This window comes from Cupriavidus sp. GW822-FHT03E04, from assembly GCF_058801495.1.
This window is the reverse complement of sequence record NZ_JBXANI010000022.1, coordinates 127,823-150,198: the sequence shown is the minus strand read 5'-3', so window position 1 is coordinate 150,198 and position 22,376 is coordinate 127,823. Positions and strand designations below refer to the sequence as shown.

Sequence of the window (22,376 nt, the reverse complement as noted above, 5' to 3'; positions counted from 1 at the left end):
TCCAACCTGGACCCAAACGGCTGGTTTCCGTGTTGGCCGCCACCGCGATGCTGGGTGGCTGTGCCATTCAGCCCGTCGCCACCACCCTGGCCGAGCGCCAGGCCGAACTGCCTGACCAACGCCAGGCGATGTTCCAGAACCAGGAGGCGCTGGCCGGCCCGGTTACGCTCGAGGAGGCCATGGCGCGCGCGCTGAAGTACAACCTCGACGGCAGGCTCAAACTGATGGAAGAAGCCATGGCGCAGCGCCAGCTCGACCTGTCGCGCTGGGACATGCTGCCCCGCCTGACGGCCGACGCCGGTTACGCCTGGCGCAGCAACGAACTCGCCTCTTCCTCCAGGGACGTGGTCACCGGGCAGCAGTCCCTGGTGCCGTCGACCTCGTCCGAGCGTTCGCACTATAACGGCGACCTGAACCTGTCGTGGAACGTGCTGGACTTCGGCGTCAGCTACTACACCGCGCGCCAGCAGGCCGACCGCGTGCTGGTAATGAGCGAGCGCCGCCGCAAGGTGGTTCACCTGATGATGCAGCAGGTCAGGCAAGCCTACTGGCAAGCCGTGGGCGCGCAGCAGCTCGAAGCCAAGGTGGAACCCATCCTCAAGCTGACGCAAGCGGCGCTGGACGACTCCCAGCGCATCGAGAAGGAGAGGCTGCAGTCGCCGCTGGAAACGCTGAACTACCAGCGTCAGCTGCTCGACATCCTGCGCCAGCTCGAAGCCGTGCGCGACGAGCTTGCGCAAGCCAAGCCGCGCCTGGCCTCGATCATGAACGTGCCGCCGGGCGATGACTACACGCTGGCCGCGCCAACGGGCTTCAGCCTGCCCAAGCTACCGGTGGCCGCCGACAAGATGGAAGAAACCGCCCTCGTCAACCGGCCGGAACTGGTCGAGGCGGGCTACAACGAGCGCATTGGCCTGGATGAAACCAAGAAGGCCCTCGCCAAGCTGCTGCCGGGCGTGACCTTCCAGCTGGGCGCGAACTTCGACACCGACAACTTCCTGGTGAACAATGCCTGGAACAACATCGGCCTGCGCATGAGCTGGAACCTGCTCAACCTGCTCAACGCCGGCAACATCCGTGCCGCCGCCGATGCGCAGTATGAAGTCGCCAAGCAGCAGCGCCTGGCGCTGAACATGGCGGTGCTCACGCAGGTGCACGTGGCATATCGTGGTTACATTGGCTACAAGCGCGCCTTCGAGTTGTCCGGCAAGATGAACGACGTCGATCAGCGCATCCTGACGCATACGCAGAATGCCACCCGTTCCGATGCGACCGGCAAGCTGGCCGAGATTCGTGCGGGCGCCAGCGCGGTGATGTCCGAGCTGCGGCTGTATCAAGCCTACGGCGCGCTGCAGAATGCCTCTGGCCAGATGATGGCCACCCTGGGCCTGGACCCGTTGCCGACCGCGGTTGGCGGCTATGACCTGCCGACCTTGCGCGCGGCCATCGCCGAGCACGAGAAAACCCTGGTCGAGCCGCCCAAGCAGGCGCAGTAACCAGGCAATCGAGCAATCGAGCAAGCCATTCATCCCGTAATCCAGTTTTACCGTCACTCCGTAATGAAACGCTTTGCATTAAACGCCGCTGCCTTGCTGCCGCTGCTGCTGGCGGCAGCAGCGGCCGATGCCGCACCCGTGGCCACGCCCACCACGTTTGCCGGCGCCGACAAGGATGGCCGTATCCGGACCCAGCTGGCAGCGCGCGAATTCGCCACTATCTCCAGCGAGATCAACGCCAAGATCGACCGCCTGCCGTTGCGGGACGGCGACAGCTTCCGCGCCGGCCAGACGCTGGTCTCGTTTGACTGCGCGCTGTTCAGCGCGCAGCTGCGCAAGGCCGAAGCCTCCGCCGAGGCCGCGCAGCAGGTGCTTGCCGTCAACAAGCGCCTGGCGGAACTGAACTCGGTCGGCAAGCTGGAGATCGAGCAGGCGCAAGCCAAGGCCAAGGAATCGGCCGCGGAGGCTGCCTATATGCGCTCCACTGTCAGCAAGTGCAGTATCGCGGCGCCTTTCTCGGGCCGCGTGACAAAGCGCCTGGCGATGGCGCACGAGTTTGTCACGCCGGGCAAGCCGCTGCTTGAGATTGTCGATTCCAGCGATCTCGAGCTGCAGATGATCGTGCCGTCCAGGTGGCTGGCGCGCATCAAGCCCGGCACGCCGTTCACGGTCCTGGTCGATGAACTCAACCAGTCGTTCCCGGCCAAGGTCAGCCGCATCGGCGCCAGGATCGACCCGGTGAGCCAGGCGATTTCCATCACCGGCAAGATCGACGGCAGCCAGGTCTCCTTGCTGCCGGGCATGAGCGGCTGGGCGAGTTTCCCGGACAAATGACGCAAGGCGCCGATGCACCAACGGCGGTTGCCCCGCTGCTTGCACTGCTGCAGTTGGAGCGCCGCGCGCGGGAAGCGCAAAGCGTGGAGGCGCTCGGGTTTGTGATGGCCAACGAGACGCTCAGCCTCGTGCCCTACCGGCAGGCGGCGGTCTGGCTGGAGAGCGGCCTGGGCCAGGTCTCGGCCGTATCCGGCTTGCCGCAGGTCGACCCCAACGCGCCTTATCTGCAATGGCTGACCCAGCTCTGCCGCGGGCTGGCTCATGCGCACGCCGATACCACGTCCGTTGATGCCGGTGCCGCGCCAGCTAAAGCCAGCGCGGATTGGGCGGACTGGCTGCCGGCGCACGCCCTGTGGCTGCCGCTCAAAGACCAGCTCGGCCGGCGCGACGGCGCGCTGCTGCTCGCGCGCGAAGCGCCGTTTACCGAGCACGAGCTGGCGGTGCTGGCCGAAGTCACGCATGCCTATGGCCACGCGCTGGCGGCGTTCCGGCCCGCGCAGCCGCTGGGCCAGCGGCTCAAGGCCATGCTGCGGCCGGGGAGAACCCGCCGCCGGGTCCTGCTCGGCCTGCTGGTGGTCTGCCTGATTCCCATGCGGCTCACCGTGCTGGCGCCGGCCGAGGTGTCCGCGCGGGATCCGTTCCTGGTGCGCGCGCCGCTCGATGGCGTGATCGAACGCGTGTACGTCCAGCCGAACCAGCCGGTGCCGCAAGGCGCGCCGCTGTTCAGCCTGGATACAGTGGCGCTGCAGACCCGCCGCGCCGTGGCCGAGCGCGCTTACGATACGGCGCAGGAGACGTACCGCCAGTCGGCGCAGATGGCGGTGACCGACGACGAGAGCCGCCTCAAGATGGCCCAGACCCGTGGTGAGCTGGACCAGAAGGCGCTGGAACTCGACTACACCGCCAGGCAGCTGGCGCGCGTGCAGGTCAAGGCCGAGCGCGAGGGCGTGGCCGTTTTCGGCGATGTGAACGACTGGCAGGGCAAGGCCGTCACCATTGGCGAGAAGGTTTTGCTGCTGGCCGATCCGGCCAAGGTGGAACTCACCGCGCAGATGCCGGTGGCGGAGCAGGTCAGCATCCAGGCCGGCGACACAATCACTTTTTACCCGGACGCCAACCCGACCCAGGCGTTCGATGCCCGCATCATCAGCGTGTCCTACGCCGCGGCCGAAACCGATGGCGGCGTGCTGGCCTACCGCGTGCGCGCGAGCTTTGCCGCCAAGGACCTGCCGCGGCTAGGCCTGCGCGGCACCGCGCGGCTGTCGGCCGGCTGGGTTCCTTTTCTCTATCATGCGCTGCGCCGTCCGTTGACGGTGGCGCGCCAGTGGATAGGCCTCTAACGTGCTGCCCCCATTACGTCAGGACCTGACGCTGCACCCCGGTCCGGCCGACACCAGCGGTGCACCCACGTGGACCTTGCACGACCCGGCCGCCAACAAGTTCTATCAACTATCCTGGCCGGCATTCGAGATCCTCTCGCGCTGGCCGCTTGGAGACGCGCGCGCGCTGCTGGATGCGGTGAACCGCGAGACCACGCTGACCGTGGGCGAGGACGAACTCGAAGCGGTGGTGCAGTTGCTCCACCGGCACAACCTGCTGCTTGCGTGGCGGGCAGAAGACAGCGCGCGGCTGGGCCGCATCGCGGGCGCGCACCGCGTGAGCAAGGCCATGTGGCTGCTCAAGCATTACTTGTTCTTCCGCGTGCCGCTGGTGCGGCCCATGCCCATGCTGCAGCGTTGCGCGCCGTGGGTCGAATGGGCATTCAAGCCGCGTTTCTGGTGGGGCGTGGGGCTGGTGGCCCTGCTTGGCCTTTACCTGGTCTCGCGCCGCTGGGATGAATTTACCCATACCTTTGCCTCCTATGCGGGCCTGCAGGGATTGCTGGGCATCGGGCTGGCGCTGTCGCTGGCCAAGGTGCTGCATGAGCTGGGCCACGCGTTTACCGCCTACCGCTACGGCTGCCGCGTACCCACCATGGGGGTCGCCTTCCTGGTGATGTGGCCGGTACTCTATACGGACACCAACGAAGCCTGGAAGCTGATGCGGCGCGAGGACCGGCTCAAGATCGGCGCCGCCGGCATGCTCTCGGAGCTGGCGCTGGCGGCTTTTGCCACGGTGGCGTGGAGCTTCCTGCCGGACGGGCCGCTGCGTGCGGGCGCGTTCATGCTGGCAACCAGCACGTGGCTGCTGACCCTCGCCGTCAATGCCAGCCCGTTCATGCGCTTCGACGGCTACTTCCTGCTGGCGGACTGGCTCAACATGCCCAACCTGCACGACCGGGCATTCGCGATGGCGCGCTGGTGGCTGCGGGAGCGGCTGTTCGGCTTCGCGGATCCGGCGCCCGAATCCTTTTCCGCCTCGCGGCGCCGCTTCCTCATTGTCTTCGCCATCCTGACCTGGCTTTACCGGCTCGGCTTGTTCTTCGGCATCGCGCTGACCGTCTATCACCTGTTCTTCAAGACGCTGGGGCTGGCCCTGCTGGCCATCGAGCTAGGCGTGTTCATCGTCATGCCAGTCGTTCGCGAAGTACTGGTGTGGCGCCACCGCCGTGCGGATATCCACTGGAACGCGCAGACCCGGCGCGCCATGGTCTTGCTCGGCGTGCTGCTGGCCGTGGTCGTGATCCCCTGGGGCGGCACCATTCGCGCACCGGCCGTGCTCAGCGCCAGCCAGAGCCAGTCGCTCTATGCGGCCCAGCCCGGCTATGTGAGCGGCGGCGCGGTGCAAGCGGGGCAGACTGTCGCCGCCGGCCAGTTGCTGGCGCAGTTGGTCTCGCCGGAACTGGACTTCCGCCTGGCCGCCGCACAGGCGCAGGCGCAGCAGCTGCGCTGGCAAATGGAGCAGCAGCCGTTTGCCACCAAACTGCGCGATGAGGGCGATGTGCTGCGCCGCCGCTGGGCCGCCGCCCAGGCGGAGGTGACGGGCCTTGCCGAAGAACGCAAGCGCATGGAAGTGCGCGCGCCGTTCGCCGGGCGCGTGGTGGATGCCAACCTGTTCCTCGCCGATGGCGCGTGGCTGGCGCGCGGCGAACCGCTTTACCATATCGTCGGCCAGGGTAGCGAGCTCAAGGCGGAGGCCTTCATCGGCGAGCAGGACCATGCCGCGCTCACCGCCGGCAGCAGTGGCGTCTTTGTCGCCAATCTCCCGGAATTCGGCTCGGTGCGCTGCGCCGCCGCGCAGACGGACCAGGTCAATGTCGCCGGCCTGGAGCAGCGCACGCTGGCCAGCCTCTATGGCGGCCCCATCGCGGTCACGCGCAGCCAGCACAACGGGCTGGCACCAACCACAGCCATCTTCCGCGTGCGCTTGTCGCATTGCGACTCGCTCCCTCTGTCTCGCGAATTGCCCGGTACCGTGCTGCTGGCACGCCAGCGCCATAGCCTGGCGGGCGATGCCTGGACCGCGCTGCTGGGTCTGATGCAGCGCGAACGCGGCCTTTGATCCCGCAGCCCGACGCCAAATACCGGATCACGCACAGCATGCACCTCACGCACCTCACGCCAAATTCATCGCACGACACCGGGCGCCGGCCGGGAACGGTCTGGATCACCGGGCTATCAGGGGCGGGCAAGACCACGCTCAGCCACGCCCTGCGCAAGCGCATGCTGGCCGCCGGCCATCCGGTGCTGCTGCTCGATGGCGATGAAATGCGCGCTGGCCTCAACCGCGATCTGGGCTTTTCGGACGCGGACCGCACGGAGAACATCCGCCGCGCCGCTGAAGTGGCCAGGCTCGCCAATCGCAGCGGCCTGTGGGTGGTGGCGGCATTCATCTCGCCGCTGCGCAGCCAGCGCCAGCAGGCGCGCGAGATCATCGGCAGCGATGCGTTCCTTGAAGTGTTTCTCAGCGCCAGCTTCGCGGTTTGCGCGCGGCGCGATGCCAAGGGGCTCTATGCCAAGGCGTCGGCCGGGCAGATCAGCCAGTTCACCGGCCTGAGCGCCCCGTACGAAGCCCCTTTTACGCCAGACCTGGAGATCGATACCGAAATCGTCGGGCCGGAGCAGGCGGCGGATCTGATCTGCGAGACGTTGGCAGGGCGGCCACCGCGGGCAGCGCCGGCATGAAATGAGAGCGTCTGCCCGAGCCCGTCCTGGTGGAAGTCCGCCTTTGGGTGAATACGGAAGGACTCGTCTATCTGACCGCGATTCAACAGTCCTCGGCGATAGGGGCACTTGACCGGGTGGCCGGGCCGCGGGCGCCGCGCGCAATCACGAGGCATTCGACGCCACGGCGTGATCGCCGGGCGTTGCGGAATCCGGATTGACGCATTGCACCAGAAGAAACGCAGGTGCCTCATCCAGTGCTGGCGCGGGCCGGGCGGCATTGTCTGGCGTGCAGGAAAGTGTATCGGTCTATCTCAGGGTTTCCCCTAGTCCCCGGACAGGAGTAAATTCACGCATCGGCATGCCGCACTGGATGTCGGCGAAAACCCCGGGCGCAGCGTTAACCCGAGGGTGTCCAGTGATCATGTCGCGCTCTGCCAGCGGCAAGCAGGATTTCATGTCGTTGGCGCAGCCTCGTGCCCGGGCGCACCCCGGTGCGCCTTCACCCAAGTCTGCAGGAAAGGAAGTGAACCCATGAGCTCCACGATCGAAGCACTGTTCCCGAAGCAACAAGGCGCCGCCGGCAGCGTCGTTACCGCGCTCAACCACCAGGAGATCGTCGTCGCCTTGTCGGCGCTGGTAGCCGACCAGCGCGTGGCCGTGCTGCACATGCTGTACCCGCGCACCGACGCGCGCACGCACCAAAGCCTTGACACGCTGGTCAGCACGCTGCACGGCCACGGCCTGCACGAGGTGGCGACGCTGGTCTCGCAGGAAGCGCACTACCTGGTCTTCAAGGACCCCGCGAAGGCATGGAAAGCGTTCCAGGAAATCCGCCACGACTCGCTGGCGATCGGGGTGCACCTGTACTACAAGGGGCTCTCGGGGGACGATGCGGAAAAGTCGCTCGACGCGGACGCGCACCAGAAGGTGGACACGCCCGCGCGCCATCTCTGAGCGGCCTCTTGCCGCTGGCGGAACGGGCAGGGTGTGGGCCGCTGGTGGCCTCCCTGCCGGTTTTCCGGCGTAGAATTCCTCGTCGGGATACCGAGAGGAGCGCACATGCCGGACCCTTCATCCAGTGTGGAAGCGAGCCTGGTCACGGTGCGCCCCGACCGGGAAATTGCAACCAGCCAGCGTTTGCCCTACTTCGTCGGCATTTCCGCGCTTAGCGCGGGTGCCAAGGGCCTGTCGATGTACCTCGTGGTCGTGCCGCCAGGCGGGCACGCCGAGCCGCACGTGCACTGCGGCCACGAGACGGGCATCTACGTACTCGAAGGGCGTGTCGAGACCCGCTACGGGCCGGGGCTGCGCCAGTCGGTCATCTCCGAAGCCGGCGACTTCCTGTTCATACCGCCGGGCGTGCCGCACCAGCCGTTCAACCTGAGTGCGACGATGCCCGCTAAAGCCATCGTTGCGCGCAACCAGCCGGACGAGCACGAGCAGGTTTTGCCGTACGATCCAATGCGGGAATAAAATCTCATGCTTTCGCACCAACGCTACGAAACATGCGCATTGCGTTTGAAAGCCCCAGGCAGGCAGAAGTAATCCGCCTGATCGACGAACTGGACGCCTACCAGAAGCCGCTGTACCCGCCGCAGAGCCACCACGGCATCGACATTGACGCGCTGGCCCAACCCAACGTTCTCTTTGCCGTCGTGCGAGACCAGCAGGGCATTGCCGTTGGTTGCGGGGCGGTGGTCTTGCAGCCGGAGTTCGGCGAGATCAAGCGCATGTTCGTGCGCCCGGCGAACCGGGGCGGCGGCATTGCGATGCGGCTGTTGGCCACGCTTGAGAAAGAGGCCGTGGCCAGGGCCTGTCCGCGCTTTGTGCTTGAGACGGGCGTCAGCCAGCCCGAGGCGCTGGCGCTGTACGCCCGGGCCGGCTACCTGCGGTGCGACCCGTTCGGCGACTATGCGCACGATCCGCTGAGCGTGTTCATGCAGAAGGATGTGGCTTAGCCTGCCGATACGGAATGCCGCGTTAAAAGTGAACGAATCGTGGCATTGACGGGTGAGCGGAGTATCATCGGGCCGCCTGTCACTCTTCCCGGTCCCGGATGTTGCGCATTCCTGCCACGGCTCAATCTCAAGCTCTCCACGTTTCCTTCGTTCCACGCTTCCCCGGCATCTCCCGCTTGCTCGGCGCCGCGGCGCTGGCACTGGCCTGCCTCGCCGGCACGCCGCGCCCCGCGCTGGCATACGATATCGGCGCGGTGATCGACGCCATGCGCCTTAGCCGCTATGCCCTGAACGCGCCTGAACGGCGCGTGTGGGGCACCGAAAACGCGCGCGATGCGCTGCTGGTCGGCCAGGTCGAAAACCGCTTGTTCTTCTACCGCTATGTGCGCGAAGGCGGCACCTCCAGGCTGGCGTTCCGCTCGCCACCGCTGGTGATCGACCCGGACACCTGGCGGCCTGCGCACGAGGAAAACGTGTCCGTCACCACGCCCAGGGGCGACGAGACCTTTTACTGGGTGGCCTACACCTACAACGATGTCGACGGCAAGCAGGTGAACGGCTACCTGGTGGACACAGCCGGCGAAGCCATCACGGTGCGCGCCGACGCCAGCACCGCAACGGTGACCAGCACGCGGCCCTGGGACGCGGCGCGCCAGGCGCAGGCCATGGCCACGCTGCGCAAAGCCTTGGTGAGCTATCCCAGCCGCCTGACGGCCATGCCGGCCGACTTGCGCTTCGTGCAGCGCCCGCCGGTCGACACGCTGGCTGCCTTCCGGGCGCTGCACCAGGCAGCGCGCGTCATCCCCCGTTCGAAGACCGCGGAATTCGCCCGCGCGCTGGCGCAGTTGCGCACCTTCGTCATGGAGCAGGACTATCGCGAGATCGATCCCAAGGGCGATTACCCCGACACACTGGTCGCCCTGAACGACTATGGATTCTGGCTGGCCGAGGCCGGCGATGCGGCCCAGGCCGACCTGATCCTGGGCGAGGTGCTGCGCCGGGACCCGTCGCGCATCGCGGCCTACCTGAACCGCGCGGACGCGCGCTGGCAGCAGCGCGAGCGCGAGCGCAACCCGGAAAAGCGCGACTATTACCTGGCGCTGGCGCGCGAGGACTACCGCCAGTACTGCAGCCTGCGGCTGGTGTCCAACAATGCCATCCCGTCCAACGTGGCGGCCCGCATCAGCACCGCGCTGGACGAGAAGCAACTGACCGCGGCCACCTGCCGGCCGCGCCTGGAGATCTTCCCGGCGATCAAGGCCGGCGACCTGCAGGCGGTGCGCCTGCAACTGGCGCGCGGCCAGGATCCGAACGGGGTCAACGAGCATGGCGTCTCCGCGCTGAGCGTGGCGGTGTACTACCAGCAGGAGGAGATCGTGCGCGCCTTGCTGGCCGGTGGCGCCAGGGTGGACGGGCCGAACCGGGGCTCGGCCTTGATGGCTTCAGCCATGCCGGACGGGCGCGACCAGCGGCCCCTGGCGCAGCGCTATGCCATCGCGGACATCCTGCTGGCGGCGGGCGCCTCGCTGGAGGCGCCCGACATCAACGGCACGCCTTTGCTGATCACGCGCACGTCCTACTATGGGGATGATCGCGCCACGCTGGAATACCTGCTGTCCCACGGCGCCGATCCGAACACGCATGAAAAAAAAGGCCGCACCGTGCTGCACGCCGCCATCAGCAACTTCCGCACGCGCTGGTTTGCGGATCAACTGCTGGCCAAGGGCGCCGACATCAACGCGGCCTACATCCGCATGGTTTACGGCAGTAGCTTCATGTGGGAAACGCCCTTGCTGGAAGCGCTGCGCGAGTCGAGTGGCGAGCTCAAGCCGGGCGCGGCCCTCGCCATCCCGGAGCGCGTGGCCTTTGTGCTCGATCGTGGCGCGGACGCTTCGGTGGGCGGCTATGGCGGCAAGGACGCCGTGGCGCGCAACGGCCTGGACGAGGCGCTGAGCGTCTCGGCCTCCTATTTGCAGCCCGCGCTGGTAGACCGGCTGGTGCAGGCCTCACGCAAGCCGGCGGCGCCGCTGACCAGCGAGCCCCTGTCGGCCCTGCTGCGCGCGTGGAGCTACCTGGAGGCACGTGCGCAAGCCAGCAAGGACAGCCCCGCATGGGACGGCCTGCGCGCCAGCGCGCGTGCCACGGCCGAGCGGATGGTCGCGGCCGGCGTCAGCCTCAAATACCAGAACAGCGTGCAGGGCATGAAGGACAACGCGATCGCGCCGCTGAGCGCGCCATGGCTGCCGGATGACCTGTACCTGGCGTGGCTGAAGGCAGGGGCCGACCAGACCGACCGCAGCGACGGTGGCATGCGCATCAACGGCGTGGACCAGAACGACGCGCTGCCGCTGGTGATCATGATGCAGTTGGGCCAGCAAGCCAAGGTGAAGATGCTGCTGGAGCACGACGCCGCGCTATACCGCGACCCGCAACGCTGCGGCATGGCCGTGGCGGATGTGCTGTCATGGCAGCTGGGCAATGCCGGCAAGGCCATCAGCCCGGAAATGGCGGGCGCGATCAGCCATGTCATGCAAGGCGCCGCCAAGGCTGGCAACTGCGACATGAGCATGAAGGCGCGCGCCAGGCCGTATATCGGCGTGAGCGCCGATGAGCTGGCGCGCTACATCGAAAAAGGCGTCGCCGCGCGCTGAACGCTACCTGGCGCCGGCCGTCCGCCGGCGGCTGGCGGGGCGCGCAAGCATGCCGTTAAGCAGCACGTCGATGACCTGTTCCGCGTGCTGCTCCGCCTGTTCGGCCGTCATGGGGCCGACGCCGTAAAGGCGCTGGATCAGATGCGTGGCCGACTGAACCGCCGTGAGCGTGGCGGTCATTGTCACGCTGGCGTGTTCGGGCGGGTAGGGCTTGAGCAATTGCGCCGCGTGGCACTGCGCGATCAGCGCATCGAGCTTGTCATGAAACGGCTTCATGTAGTTGTCCACCAGCCAGTCCAGCCTGGGGCCATCCTGCGCGACTTCCATCAGCACAAGCGAGTGCGCCGCCGGATGCAGGATATTGCTGACCGCGAAAGCCCTTAGCGCGGCTTGCAGCCGCGCGAGCGGATCGGCGGGTTCGGGCGCATCCGCTGCCTGCCGGGATGTTGTGAGCGATCCCGTGTACGCGTTCTCCACCACCGCGCGCCACAGGCCCTCCTTGCTGCCGAAGTGGTAGTTCAGCAGGGGCTGCTTCACGCCCGCGCGGTTGGCGATCGACAGCACCGAGGCGCCGTCGTACCCCTTTTGCGTGAACTCGAGCTCGGCGGCTTCGATCAGCCGTTGCCGCCCCGATGCTTCGGCGGCGCGGGATGCGCTCGCCGTGGCCACAGGTGTCTGCGCGGCTGGCTTGCGGGCGGAAGTCTTGGGGCGTCGGGTCTCGACAGGGGTCATGTTGGCTAGCGACGCGTTTCGCACACGGTAACGATCCCGTCATTCTCCCACATGCCCCGGGCTTGAATCCGGGCGGCCGAACGCCGGTAACCGGTAACGCCAGTTCCTTGCCAGTCCTTTGCTAGTCATCCTGATATAAGTATAAGTACCAGTGTGCCGCTGACTTATACTTGTATAAATTCACGTCCCATGGCGGCCGTGAGGTGGCTGGCAACATTGGGGGCAGGTATGCGGGAGTTGGAAGTTCCGGTTTTGATCGTGGGCGCGGGCCCGGTTGGCATGCTCATGGCGGCGCTGCTGGCGGACCAGGGGATCGAGTCGATGCTGATCGAGCAGCGCGATGACCTGCATCTCGCCCCGCAGGCGCATGTCATCAACGCGAGAACGCAGGAGATCCTGGCCGGCATCGGCGTCACGCACGAGGACCTGGCCGGCATCACCACGCATGCGGCCGGGGCGCGCTTCGTGACCTGGCGGCGCAACCTGGCCGAGGCAGACCTGGCGCGCATCGATATCGCCAGCGACACTTACCTTGCCAATCTGGCGGCGGCCAGCAGCAAGCGGACCGCGAATATTCCCCAGCACCATCTTGAGCGCCTGCTGTTTGCGCAGGTATCGCGCCGCGCCCGCTGCGAGGCGCGCTTCGGCCACGTCTGGCAAAGCGCGGAGCATAACGCGCACGGCGCGGCCTCAGAGGTGCGCGATGCCGTCACCGGCCAAGCGTATCGGGTGCGCAGCGACTGGCTGATCGCGGCCGACGGCGCGGGCAGCGCCGTGCGCCGTGGGCTGGGATTGCCGATGGTGGGGGAGACCAACCTGGCGCATCTCATCACCATCAACTTCGAGGCCGACATCCGGCATCTGGTCAAGGACAGTCCGTCGATCCTGTTCTGGATTCTCTCGGCGCAGGCCCCGGGCACCTTCATCGTGCACGATGCGGCGCGCTACGCCGTGTTCATGACGCCGTATTTCCCGGCGTACGAATCGCCGGCCGATTTCCCGGTGGCCAGGTGCGAGCGCATGTTGCGGGCAGCGCTTGGCGAGCGCCATCTGCCCTTGCGCATCACGTCGCTGTCGAACTGGACGATGCAGGCGCACATTGCCGAGCCCTACAGCAAAGGGCGCACCTTCCTGATCGGCGATGCCGCCCACCGCTTTCCGCCCACGGGTGGGCTGGGGCTGAACACAGGCGCAGCCGATGCGCACAACCTGGCGTGGAAGCTGGCCCTTGTCATGCAGGGCAAAGCGGCGCCCGGGCTGCTCGACACGTATGGCGCCGAGCGCAAGCCGGTTGCCGAGACCAACAGCCGCGTCAGCGTGGCCAACCATCAAAAGATGGGGCAGGTGACCGCGGCGCTGGGCCTGGACGAAGCGGGCTTGCCGACGCTCGCGCGGCTGCGCGCCAGCGCCCCGGCCCGCGTGCTGCCCGGCGCCCTGCGCTCGGCGGTCAAGCGCCTGCTGGTGGCGAGCGTGGAAGCGCGGACCCGGAACGTGCAGCAAGCGTCCTCGCCAAAGTTCGCCCGCATCCGGCAAGACGTGCAGCGGGCCGCCGAAGCGCAGATGGAACACTTCAATACACTGGGGCTGGACCTGGGCTACGTCTACCGGAGCGCGGCAATCTGTGCGAGCGGCGCCGCAACGCCGGTTGTGCCCATCGCATCGCATCCCGTACATCCCGTACATCCCGTACTGGAGGTGGCGCAGTCGTTCACGCCGGGCGCACGCCTGCCGCACTTCCGGTTGCAAGGCGCCCCGGGGGCGCCGGCCACTTCGCACGATCTCGTTGGCAATGCGCACTTCCTGCTCGCCGGCTTTGGCCGCCATGGCAAGCCGTGCGCCGCGCTCGGCCATGGCGTGAGCCAGGCGCTAGGCGTGCCGGTGCGCGGTCTGGACCTCGATGCCATCGCGCATCGCGACGACCACCCGCAACTTGCCGCGTGGAATGGTGGCCTTCCCGACGCCGCCATCCTGGTGCGCCCCGATGGGCACGTTGCATGGCGCTACGCATTGCAGGCGGACGTAGCGCCCGGCGACGTCCTGGCCGCCCTGTGCGAAGTGCTGCAAGTCCCCGTGCCTGTCAGTGCATGACCGTGCCTGACATCACCAAAGCTCAAGAGAAAGGTCCACCCGTGAACATCGATCCCGAAGCCGTGCCTCTCCGACAGGCCGGGCAGCCCAGCCCCGTGGCGATCATCGGTGCCGGCATCGCCGGCTCCGTGCTGGCGCTCTTGCTGGCCAGCCGCGGCATTCGCTGCCTGCTGGTCGACCGCCAGCCTGGCACGGATACGCATCCGCGCGGACATGTCTGGTCGGCCCGCGCCATGGAGGTGATCCGCTCGATCGATCCGGAACTGGCCGAGGCGCTGCGCGAGATCAGCTCGCCGCCGCTCAAGCTGCGCTACATCACGTGGTGCACGGCACTGGCAGGGGTGGATCTCGGGCGCTGCGTGCCGATCGGCAACGACCCGGTGCATACCGCCCGCCTCCTGGGCAGCGGCCCTTGCCGCCCGCTGCACTTGTCCCAGAACGTGGCCGATCCCATCCTGCGGCAGCGCGTGGCCGACAGCCCGCTGATCGAATTGCTGGCAGGGCATGAGCTGGAGGCGCTGTCGCAGGACGATGACGCCTGCACGTTGACGCTGCGCGAGCTGCGCAGCGGGCGGGTCGTCCGGCGCACCGCGCGCTTCGTTGCGGGCGCCGATGGCGCGCACAGCACCGTGCGGCATCTGCTTGGCGTGCGCTCCACCACAACCCCATTGCAAGCGGTCGCGCAGATCCACTTCCGCGCCAAGCTGGGCAGGCTGACCACGTCGCGGCCCAGCCCGTTGTACTGGATTCTCAACCCCGACGTCGTGGGCACGCTCACGGCCCACACCGCCGACGACGAAGACTGGGTCCTGTCGACGGTGGTGCTGCCCGAGATCGAGCCCGCCGGCGAAATGCCCAAAGCGCGGGCGCTGGCACTGGTGCGTGCGGCGATTGGCGATGAACGCGTCGATGCCAGCATTGTCTCGATCCGTCCCTGGACGATGGCGCTGCGCCGCGCCGAGACCAGCAGGGTGGGCCGGGTGGTGTTGCTGGGAGATGCCGCTGCCGGCTTCTCCGCCATCGGCGGCTTTGGCATGAACCATGGGATCGAAGACGCCGCGAGCCTGGCGTGGCGGCTGCCATTGCTGCTGGGCGGGTATGTGCCAGAAGGCCTTGCGCACGGGTTGTTGTCCAGCTATGCCACCGAGCGCGCGCAGAGCGCCGCCGCCCACGCGCACCGCACGCAGCAGCTCAGCGACCTGTCCGACGAAGTATTGCGTGCCGCCGGTGCGGACCCCGCCGGCCTCAAGACGCTGGCCGCACTCTCCCGCTCCACGGTGGTCCGCCTGCTGCCCAGGCGCGCCGCGCGCACACTGTTGCGCACCGTGGCGGGGGCCGGCCTGAAACCCCTGCGCCATCTGGCGAGCACCGCGCCCGCGGGAGTTGCCGTGCGCGCCAAGGTCAGAAGGGCGATCGACAAGCAACGCGAAGTCTTTGTCACGCTCGGCACCGATCTTGGCTATGCGCTATCGAGTGGGTTCGTCTGCCGCGAGCCGCATCCGCATCCGCAGTCCCCGCACAGCGGCACTGAGTACTGGCCGACCACCAGCCCGGGCTCGCTGATCCCGCATCTCTGGAGCGAGGCCGCTGGCGAGTCGCTGTCGACGCGGGACCTCGCGCGCCGCGCGCCGCTGACGCTGCTGGTGGGCGACCAGGAGCGGGTGCGCTGGCAGGCGGCCTTGACGCAGTTGCGTGCCGACTGGGGCATCGACGTGGCGTGTCCGCGCATCGGGACCGAAGACGGCGCGCAGTTTCGCATCCGCCCCTCGGCCTTCGCCACTGCGATGGAGATCGATGAGTCCGGCGCGGTGCTGCTGCGCGGCGACGGCATCGTGGCCTGGCGCAGCCGGCGTCAGTGCGCCGATCCGTGCGCGACATTACCGGATGTGATTTCGCGCCTGGTGTCCCAGTCCGCCATCCCCGCAGCACCGCCGGCACGCCCTACCAGTCCCCCCAGCCCCATCAGCCCCATCAGCCTCACCAAGGAGATGCAATGAGCGACAGCATGGACCAGTTTCCTATCCCCTGCCCGGACCCGGAGGCCCGTGCGCCGCAGAAGCTTGCGCACATCGTGCTCACCACGCGGCGCTTCGACGAGACGATCCACTGGTGGAGCGTGGTGCTGGGCGCGCGGGTGATGTACCGCAACGCCTTGCTCTGCTTCCTCTCCTACGACGACGAGCACCACCGCCTGGCCCTGATCAATGCCGCCAACTTCGAGCCGAAGCGTCGCGAGAGCACAGGCCTGGACCATGTGGCATTCACCTTCGGCTCGCTCGGCGACCTGCTGCATACCTACGAGCGCCTGAAGGGCCACGGCCTGCACCCGCAATGGTGCATCAACCACGGGCCGACCACGTCGTTGTACTACCGCGATCCCGACGGCATCCAGGCCGAGCTTCAGGTCGACAACTTCGCCACACCGGAGGAACTGGAGACCTGGTTCCACTCCGGCGCGTTCGCCGAGAATTCTATCGGCGTCGAGTTCGATCCGGAGCATCTGCTGGAGCGCTACCAGGCGGGCGAGCCCGCAGCGCTGTTGATGCGTCCCGGCGAGGTGACCAGCCGCCAGTTCCTGACGATGCGTTGAGAGGCCGCCCACCGTGAGACTGTGTACGTTTTCCACCGCGGATGTGGCGAGCCACGTCGGCCTGGCGCTAGCGGGCGACCGCGTGCTGGATGTGACCGCATCCTTTGCCGGGGATCCGTGCTTTGCCACCTTGCTGGCGCTGATCGAGCACCAGGACGAAACGCTGCCCGCCTTGCGCAAGCTGGAAGCGCAAGGCACGAAGCCGGGCCGCGCGCACCCGGCGCATGCGCTGCGGCAAGTCCGCTTCGAGGTGCCATACCGTCCCCCGCAGATCCGCTGCTTCAGCGTGTACGAGCAGCATCTGAAGAATGCGTTCCAACAGGTCATGGCGCATGGCGTGAGCCCGGCGACGGGCATGCTGATGCGCGCGCTCGGTGCCGGCAAGGTACCCAAGGCCTTCTTTGAGGCGCCGATCTACTACAAAGGCGTGCGCCTCAACCTGTCCGGCCATGGCAGCAAGGTGCTGCGGCCGGATCCCGGCGCCAGGCTGGACTACGAGGCCGAACTGGGCGTCGTTGTCGGGCGTCCCGGCAAGAACATCGACGCCTCGGTGGCGATGTCGCATGTCTTTGGCTACGTGATCTTCAACGACTTCTCCGAACGCGCACAGCTTATGCGGGAGATGCGCGCCCGGCCCAGCGCGGGCCCGGCCAAGGGAAAGGACTTCGACGGCAGCAACAGCCTCGGCCCCTGGATCGTCACCGCGGACGAGATCCGCGATCCCCACGCGCTGGGCGTGACCGTGCGCGTCAACGGCGAGGTGCGCGGCGAAGGCAGCACGGCTGGCATGACCCATCGCATCGACCGCATCGTCAGCTATGCGTCGGCCAACGAGACGCTGCACGGCGGCGAGCTGCTGGCCACCGGCTGCGTGCCGAACTGCGCCGGCATCGAGCAATGGCGCTTCCTGGACGACGGCGACCGGGTCGACGTGGAAATCGCCGGGCTTGGCGTGCTGACGAACTCGATCACCGGGCATCAACCGTAGCAATCCTCCCAAAAATTTACTGCGAGGAGCGCAAAGACGATCCCGCTTTGATCACAACGACAATGGAGACAGCAGTGAATTCAAGACAGTGGATCGTCACATCCGCGGCAGCACTGTGCCCCGCGCTTGCGTTGGCCGACAACGGCTACTTCCAGATCGGCTACGGCGCCGAAGCGCGCGGCGTGGCCGGCGCCGCGGCGGCGTCGACGCGGGATGCGTTCGGCGGCGCGAGCAACCCCGCCACCACCGTCTGGGCCGGCAACCGCTTCGACGGCAACCTGATCGCGATCAACGGCAGGACCAGCATGAGTCGCGCAGCGGGCCTGCCGGCGCCAGTGGGCGGGGTGCTCGACACGGGCACGGACAGCGAGAGCCGCTGGGTGCCGCTGGCCGATATCGCGTACAGCCGCATGATCAATCCGGACCTGTCGCTGAGCCTTGTCGGCTACAGCAATGGCGCCGGCACGTACTTCGAGGGCAACACCACCACCTGCCTGGCGCCGTCGCCGGCACCGGCCGGCACCACCTATCGCGGCAACTTGCTATGCGGCAGCGGCAGGGCTGCCACCACGATCAAGCAGCTGACGATGGCGCCGACGGTCTCCGCCAAGGTCTCCGAGTCGTTCTCGGTGGGCTTCTCGCTGCTGATCGCGGGGCAGCTCTTCAGCGCGGAGGGCCTGCAGGCACTTGCGCCGCAGTCGGCGGCGCCGAACCACCTGACCAACCAGGGCACGGCGTCGTCGTTTGGCATCGGCATGCGGGTTGGGTCCTATTGGCGCGCCAGCGATGCGCTGAGCTTTGGCGCGGCGTACTCGCCCCGCATCCGCATGGGGCGGCTCAAGGAGTACGAGGGCTTGCTGGCGGATCAGGGCCGCCTGGATATCCCGGAGAACCTGCTGCTCGGCATGCAATGGTCGCCGAGGCAGGATCTCTCCTTCCTGTTCGACTACCAGCGCATCAACTACTCGGGCACGTCGGGCCTTGGCAATCGCGCGTTCGATGGCACCGCCTTGCGCGGCAGCAGCGGTGGCCCGGGCAACGGCTGGAAGGACATGAATGTCTTCAAGCTCGGCGTGCGCTACCAGGTAACGCCGGCCTGGCACGTGTCGGGCGGCGTCTCCTTGAACAGCGCGGCCTACGCGGATGTGGATACGGCCAACAACGTCACCTCGCCGGCCACGTTCCGCCGGCACTACACGCTCGGGCTGGGCTATGCGACCGCCGCCAATGCCACCTGGTCGGTCTTCTACTCCCTGTCGCCGGGCCACACCACCTCGGGCAGCTCGGCGCTGGGGTCGGCCGTGGCCACGCAGCTCTCGGGCAACGCCACGGTCTCGGGCCAGGAGACCCTGGCAACGCGGCAGCAAAGCATTGGCGTGCAGTACTCGCAGCGCTTCTGATTGCCCCCGGCGCTTTTTCTGTTCATTCATCACGGAGTTTGTTTCGATGACGGCTTGTCTTCTTCCGCGCTCTCGCGGCAACCGGCTAGCAACCGCCCCTGCAATCGTACATAGCGGCGGTACGGCATGAACACGCGGACGGAGCCAGCGGCATTGCAGCCGCCCCGCCTGGACGACCGGTTCGAGCAGCCGGCCGGCAAGGTGTTCCTCACCGGCAACCAGGCGATCCTGCGCATCGCGCTGGACCAGCGCCGCATCGATGCCCGGTTCGGCAAGAACACCGGAGGCTTTATCTCCGGCTACCGTGGCTCGCCGCTGGGCCGGCTGGACATGGAGCTGTGGCGCATCCAGCCGTTGTTGCAGGCCGCGAACGTGCGCTTCCAGCCCGGCGTCAACGAGGACCTGGCCGCCACCGCGGTGTGGGGCACGCAGTACGTCGGTACCTTTGCCGGCGCCACGGTGGATGGCGTGTTTGGCATCTGGTACGGCAAGGGGCCGGGCGTGGATCGCAGCGGCGACCCGCTCAAGCACGGCAACCTGGCCGGCACCAGCGCAGCCGGCGGCGTGCTGGTGCTGGCGGGAGACGACCATAGCGCCAAGTCGTCGACCACCGCCCACCAGTCGGATTTCTCGCTGATCGCGGCGGGCATACCGGTGCTGTATCCGGCTAACGTGCAGGACATCATCGACTTTGGCTTGCGTGGCATCGAGATGTCGCGGCGCACCGGATGCTGGGTTGGCATGAAGCTGGTGACCGACGTGGTGGAGTCCGCCGGCGAAGTCGACGTGGGGCAGCACGAGCCGTTGGGGGCGTTGCCTGACGCCAACGGGCCCTTGCATATCCGCGCCTTCGAAATGGCGCCGGCCGCGGAGGAACGCTTGTACGTGCACAAGCTGCCGGCGGCGGTGCAGTTCGCGCGGGCGGCCGGGCTCAACCGCCTGGTGTGGCCTGGCACGAGCGCCAGGGTCGGGATCGTCACCGCCGGCAAGTCCTACGCCGACACCATGCAGGCGTTGCAACGCCTTGGCATCGACGCCAGCGATGCGCGCGGCGCCGCGCTGCGGGTGCTGAAGATCGGCATGGTGTGGCCGCTGGAGGACGAGATCGTGCGCGCCTTCGCGCAAGGGCTCGACACCATCCTGGTGATCGAGGAAAAGCGCCCGCTGCTCGAGTCGCAACTTAAGTCCATCCTCTTCGATGCGCGCATGGCGCAGCCGCCGGTGGTGCGCGGCAAGTTCGAAGGCGCCCCGGAATGGTCGGCCACCCGTGGCGCGCCGGTGCTGCCTATCTGCAATGAGCTGAGCGTGCTGCAGATCGCCGAGGCCATCCAGCGCTTGCTGGGGCTTGAGACCGCGGCCCCGGATGCCGTTGCGGTGGACCAGCCGGGACAAGCCGTGCCGCTGCGCCGCCCGAGCTTTTGCGCGGGCTGCCCGCACAATACATCGACCCGCTTGCCGGATGGCAGCCGGGCGCTGGCGGGCATCGGCTGCCATACGATCGCCATGCTCAATGACCCGAAGAAGACACACACCGTCTCGCACATGGGTGGCGAGGGGATGATGTGGATGGGGCAGTCGCCGTTTACCAGCGAGCCCCATGTCTTTGCCAACATGGGCGACGGGACCTATTTCCATTCCGGCTACCTGGCCATCCGCCAGGCGCTTGCGGCCAATCTGCGGATGACCTACAAGCTGTTGTTCAACGGCTTTGTCTCCATGACCGGCGGCCAGCCCGTGGATGGCGAGCTTAGCGTCGACAAGGCCGTGGCCCAGCTGCGGGCGGAGGGGATCAAGAAGCTGGTCGTGGTCACCGACGACGTGACGGCATACGATGCGCCGCGCCGGGCCACGCTGGGCGTGCCGGTGTACGACCGGGCGGCGCTGGAGACAGTGCAGATCGAGCTGCGCGCGTATCCCGGGCTGTCGGTGCTGATCTACGACCAGGCCTGCGCCACCGAGGCACGCCGTTTGCGCAAGCGCGGCAAGCTGCCCGACCCGCAGGTGCGTACCTATATCGATCCCGAGGTGTGCGAGGGGTGCGGCGATTGCGGCGATCAGTCCGGCTGCCTCGCCATCGAGCCGCTTGAGACGGCGCTGGGCCGCAAGCGCAAGATCAACCAGTCGTCCTGCAACAAGGACATGTCGTGCGTGCGCGGCTTCTGCCCGAGCTTTGTCACGTTGCAGGGAGCAAAGCCGCGCCGGCCGCAAGGCGCGGCGGCGGCGGGCTTCAAGATTCCCGCGTTGCCCGACGCCATTATCCCGGGCGATTTCGAGCCCATGGCGATCCTCGTCGCGGGCATCGGCGGCACCGGCGTGGTGACGATTGGCGGCGTACTGACCATGGCGGCGCACCTGGACGGCAGGGCCGGGAGCTCGCTGGATGTCACCGGGCTGTCCCAGAAGTACGGCGCGGTGGGCTCTCATATCCGCATTGCCCCGAGCGCCGCCATGCTGCACGCCGCGCGCATCGGCACCGGCGAAGCCGACGTGCTGCTGGGCTGCGACCTGATCGTCGCGGCCGGCGCGGACGCGCTGTCCAAGCTGCGTCCCGGGCTGGCGCGCGCCTTTGTCAACACGGAGGTGGTTCCCACCAGCGACTTCACCAGCCAGCCCGACTGGGCCGCCGATGAGGCCGGGCTCAAGCACCGCCTGAACGAAGCGCTGGGCGGGCGCGCCGAGTGCATCGACGTGACGGTGCTTGCGCGGCATCTGCTGGGCGACGCGATCCTGTCGAACATGTTGCTGCTGGGCTATGCCTGGCAGCAAGGTGCGATTCCCGTGCGGCGGGCAGCGATGGAAAAGGCGATACAGCTCAATGGCGTATCGACCGACACCAACCTGAAGGCGTTCGCGCTGGGCCGCTGGCTCGCGCATGACAACGCGGCGGTGCGCCGCCTGATGGCGCCCGCGCAGGTCGTTCAGCTGACGATGAACGCCGGGGGATCCCTGGCGGCGCTGATCGATGACCGGGCACGGCGCCTTGTCGATTATCAAAACGCCGCGCTGGCGGATCGCTACCGCCAGCGGATGGAATCGGTGCGGCGCATGCTGGCAGGCCGAAGCGATGCCGACGCCCTGGTCCGGCAGGTGGCGACGCAGTATTTCCGCGTGCTGGCGGTCAAGGACGAGTTCGAGGTGGCGCGCTTGTATTCGCGCCCGGCCTTCCTGCAGTCCCTGAACGAGGCGTTCGAAGGCGAGTTCCAGGTCAGGTTCCATCTGGCGGGCGGCCCGTTCGGCAAGCTCGACAACGTCACCGGCAGGATCAGCAAGACGGCGGTTGGCAGCTGGATCCGGCCTGCCATGCGCCTGCTGGCTGGCGTGCGCTTCCTGCGCGGCAGCTGGCTCGATCCCTTTGCCCGTGGCGTGGAAGCGCAGCTCAATCGCCGTGTGCGCGATGCCTACGAAGAGGATCTGGATGACATCGGGCACGGGGCAGCGCAATGGCCCGAGGCACGCCTGCGGGAACTGCTCTCGTGGCCCGCCAGTGTGCGTGGCTACGGGCATGTCCGCGAGCGCCAGGCGCGCGCCGGATTCGCAAGGCGCGCCACGGCCCGGGATGCGCCGGCCGGCTCGCGCCCGGAACACTGACGGGC

The 22,376-nt window shown here is 67.6% G+C and carries 16 protein-coding genes; 15 read left to right on the top strand and 1 reads right to left on the bottom strand.

Annotated elements, in window-relative coordinates:
* Positions 1-29: 29 nt before the first annotated feature.
* From AC1RQC_RS28930 to AC1RQC_RS28890, 9 genes are all read left to right on the top strand, one after another.
* A complete protein-coding gene (locus AC1RQC_RS28930; RefSeq protein WP_367651515.1) occupies positions 30-1,496 on the top strand; it encodes a TolC family protein in 1,467 nt (488 codons plus the stop codon).
* 63 nt (positions 1,497-1,559) lie between these two features.
* Positions 1,560-2,330, top strand: coding sequence for an efflux RND transporter periplasmic adaptor subunit (locus AC1RQC_RS28925; protein WP_492885363.1), 771 nt, complete (start codon positions 1,560-1,562; stop codon positions 2,328-2,330).
* A complete protein-coding gene (locus AC1RQC_RS28920) occupies positions 2,327-3,670 on the top strand; it encodes an efflux RND transporter periplasmic adaptor subunit (RefSeq protein WP_492885361.1) in 1,344 nt (447 codons plus the stop codon). Before AC1RQC_RS28925 ends, AC1RQC_RS28920 begins: the two co-directional genes overlap by 4 nt.
* Before the next feature lies 1 nt (position 3,671).
* Positions 3,672-5,771, top strand: a complete 2,100-nt coding sequence (locus AC1RQC_RS28915) for a site-2 protease family protein (RefSeq protein ID WP_492885360.1) — start codon at positions 3,672-3,674, stop codon at positions 5,769-5,771.
* Positions 5,772-5,809: 38 nt separating this feature from the next.
* Positions 5,810-6,394 carry an adenylyl-sulfate kinase gene (cysC, locus tag AC1RQC_RS28910; RefSeq protein ID WP_492813402.1) on the top strand — a complete coding sequence of 195 codons (585 nt, stop codon included), beginning with the start codon at positions 5,810-5,812 and terminating at the stop codon, positions 6,392-6,394.
* A gap of 513 nt (positions 6,395-6,907) precedes the next feature.
* Complete coding sequence (locus tag AC1RQC_RS28905) at positions 6,908-7,330, top strand: hypothetical protein (RefSeq protein WP_441634547.1); 423 nt, start codon at positions 6,908-6,910, stop codon at positions 7,328-7,330.
* A 105-nt stretch (positions 7,331-7,435) separates the two neighbouring features.
* Positions 7,436-7,849 (top strand): cupin domain-containing protein, encoded by a 414-nt coding sequence (locus AC1RQC_RS28900; RefSeq protein ID WP_492376250.1) that lies wholly within the window; start codon positions 7,436-7,438, stop codon positions 7,847-7,849.
* A gap of 32 nt (positions 7,850-7,881) precedes the next feature.
* Positions 7,882-8,334, top strand: a complete 453-nt coding sequence (locus AC1RQC_RS28895) for a GNAT family N-acetyltransferase (protein WP_492376251.1) — start codon at positions 7,882-7,884, stop codon at positions 8,332-8,334.
* A 176-nt stretch (positions 8,335-8,510) separates the two neighbouring features.
* Positions 8,511-10,985, top strand: a complete 2,475-nt coding sequence (locus tag AC1RQC_RS28890; RefSeq protein ID WP_492376252.1) for an ankyrin repeat domain-containing protein — start codon at positions 8,511-8,513, stop codon at positions 10,983-10,985.
* A 3-nt stretch (positions 10,986-10,988) separates the two neighbouring features.
* Here AC1RQC_RS28890 and AC1RQC_RS28885 read toward each other — a convergent pair whose 3' ends face one another.
* Complete coding sequence (locus AC1RQC_RS28885; RefSeq protein WP_492376253.1) at positions 10,989-11,717, bottom strand: TetR/AcrR family transcriptional regulator; 729 nt, start codon at positions 11,715-11,717, stop codon at positions 10,989-10,991.
* Between the two features lie 237 nt (positions 11,718-11,954).
* On the opposite strand from AC1RQC_RS28885, the gene AC1RQC_RS28880 reads away from it, so the two are divergent.
* From AC1RQC_RS28880 to AC1RQC_RS28855, 6 genes are all read left to right on the top strand, one after another.
* Positions 11,955-13,805: an FAD-dependent monooxygenase gene (locus tag AC1RQC_RS28880; protein ID WP_492885358.1), complete on the top strand. Its 1,851-nt coding sequence runs from the start codon at positions 11,955-11,957 to the stop codon at positions 13,803-13,805.
* Between the two features lie 41 nt (positions 13,806-13,846).
* Complete coding sequence (locus AC1RQC_RS28875) at positions 13,847-15,802, top strand: FAD-dependent monooxygenase (RefSeq protein ID WP_492885356.1); 1,956 nt, start codon at positions 13,847-13,849, stop codon at positions 15,800-15,802.
* A complete protein-coding gene (locus AC1RQC_RS28870) occupies positions 15,799-16,395 on the top strand; it encodes a VOC family protein (RefSeq protein ID WP_492885355.1) in 597 nt (198 codons plus the stop codon). Before AC1RQC_RS28875 ends, AC1RQC_RS28870 begins: the two co-directional genes overlap by 4 nt.
* 13 nt (positions 16,396-16,408) lie before the next feature.
* The gene (locus AC1RQC_RS28865; RefSeq protein WP_492885353.1) at positions 16,409-17,383 is read left to right on the top strand and encodes a fumarylacetoacetate hydrolase family protein; all 975 of its coding nucleotides are present in this window, start codon (positions 16,409-16,411) and stop codon (positions 17,381-17,383) included.
* Between the two features lie 74 nt (positions 17,384-17,457).
* The gene (locus tag AC1RQC_RS28860) at positions 17,458-18,783 is read left to right on the top strand and encodes an OmpP1/FadL family transporter (RefSeq protein ID WP_492885351.1); all 1,326 of its coding nucleotides are present in this window, start codon (positions 17,458-17,460) and stop codon (positions 18,781-18,783) included.
* Positions 18,784-18,909: 126 nt separating this feature from the next.
* Positions 18,910-22,371, top strand: a complete 3,462-nt coding sequence (locus AC1RQC_RS28855; protein ID WP_492885349.1) for an indolepyruvate ferredoxin oxidoreductase family protein — start codon at positions 18,910-18,912, stop codon at positions 22,369-22,371.
* Positions 22,372-22,376 lie beyond the last annotated feature (5 nt).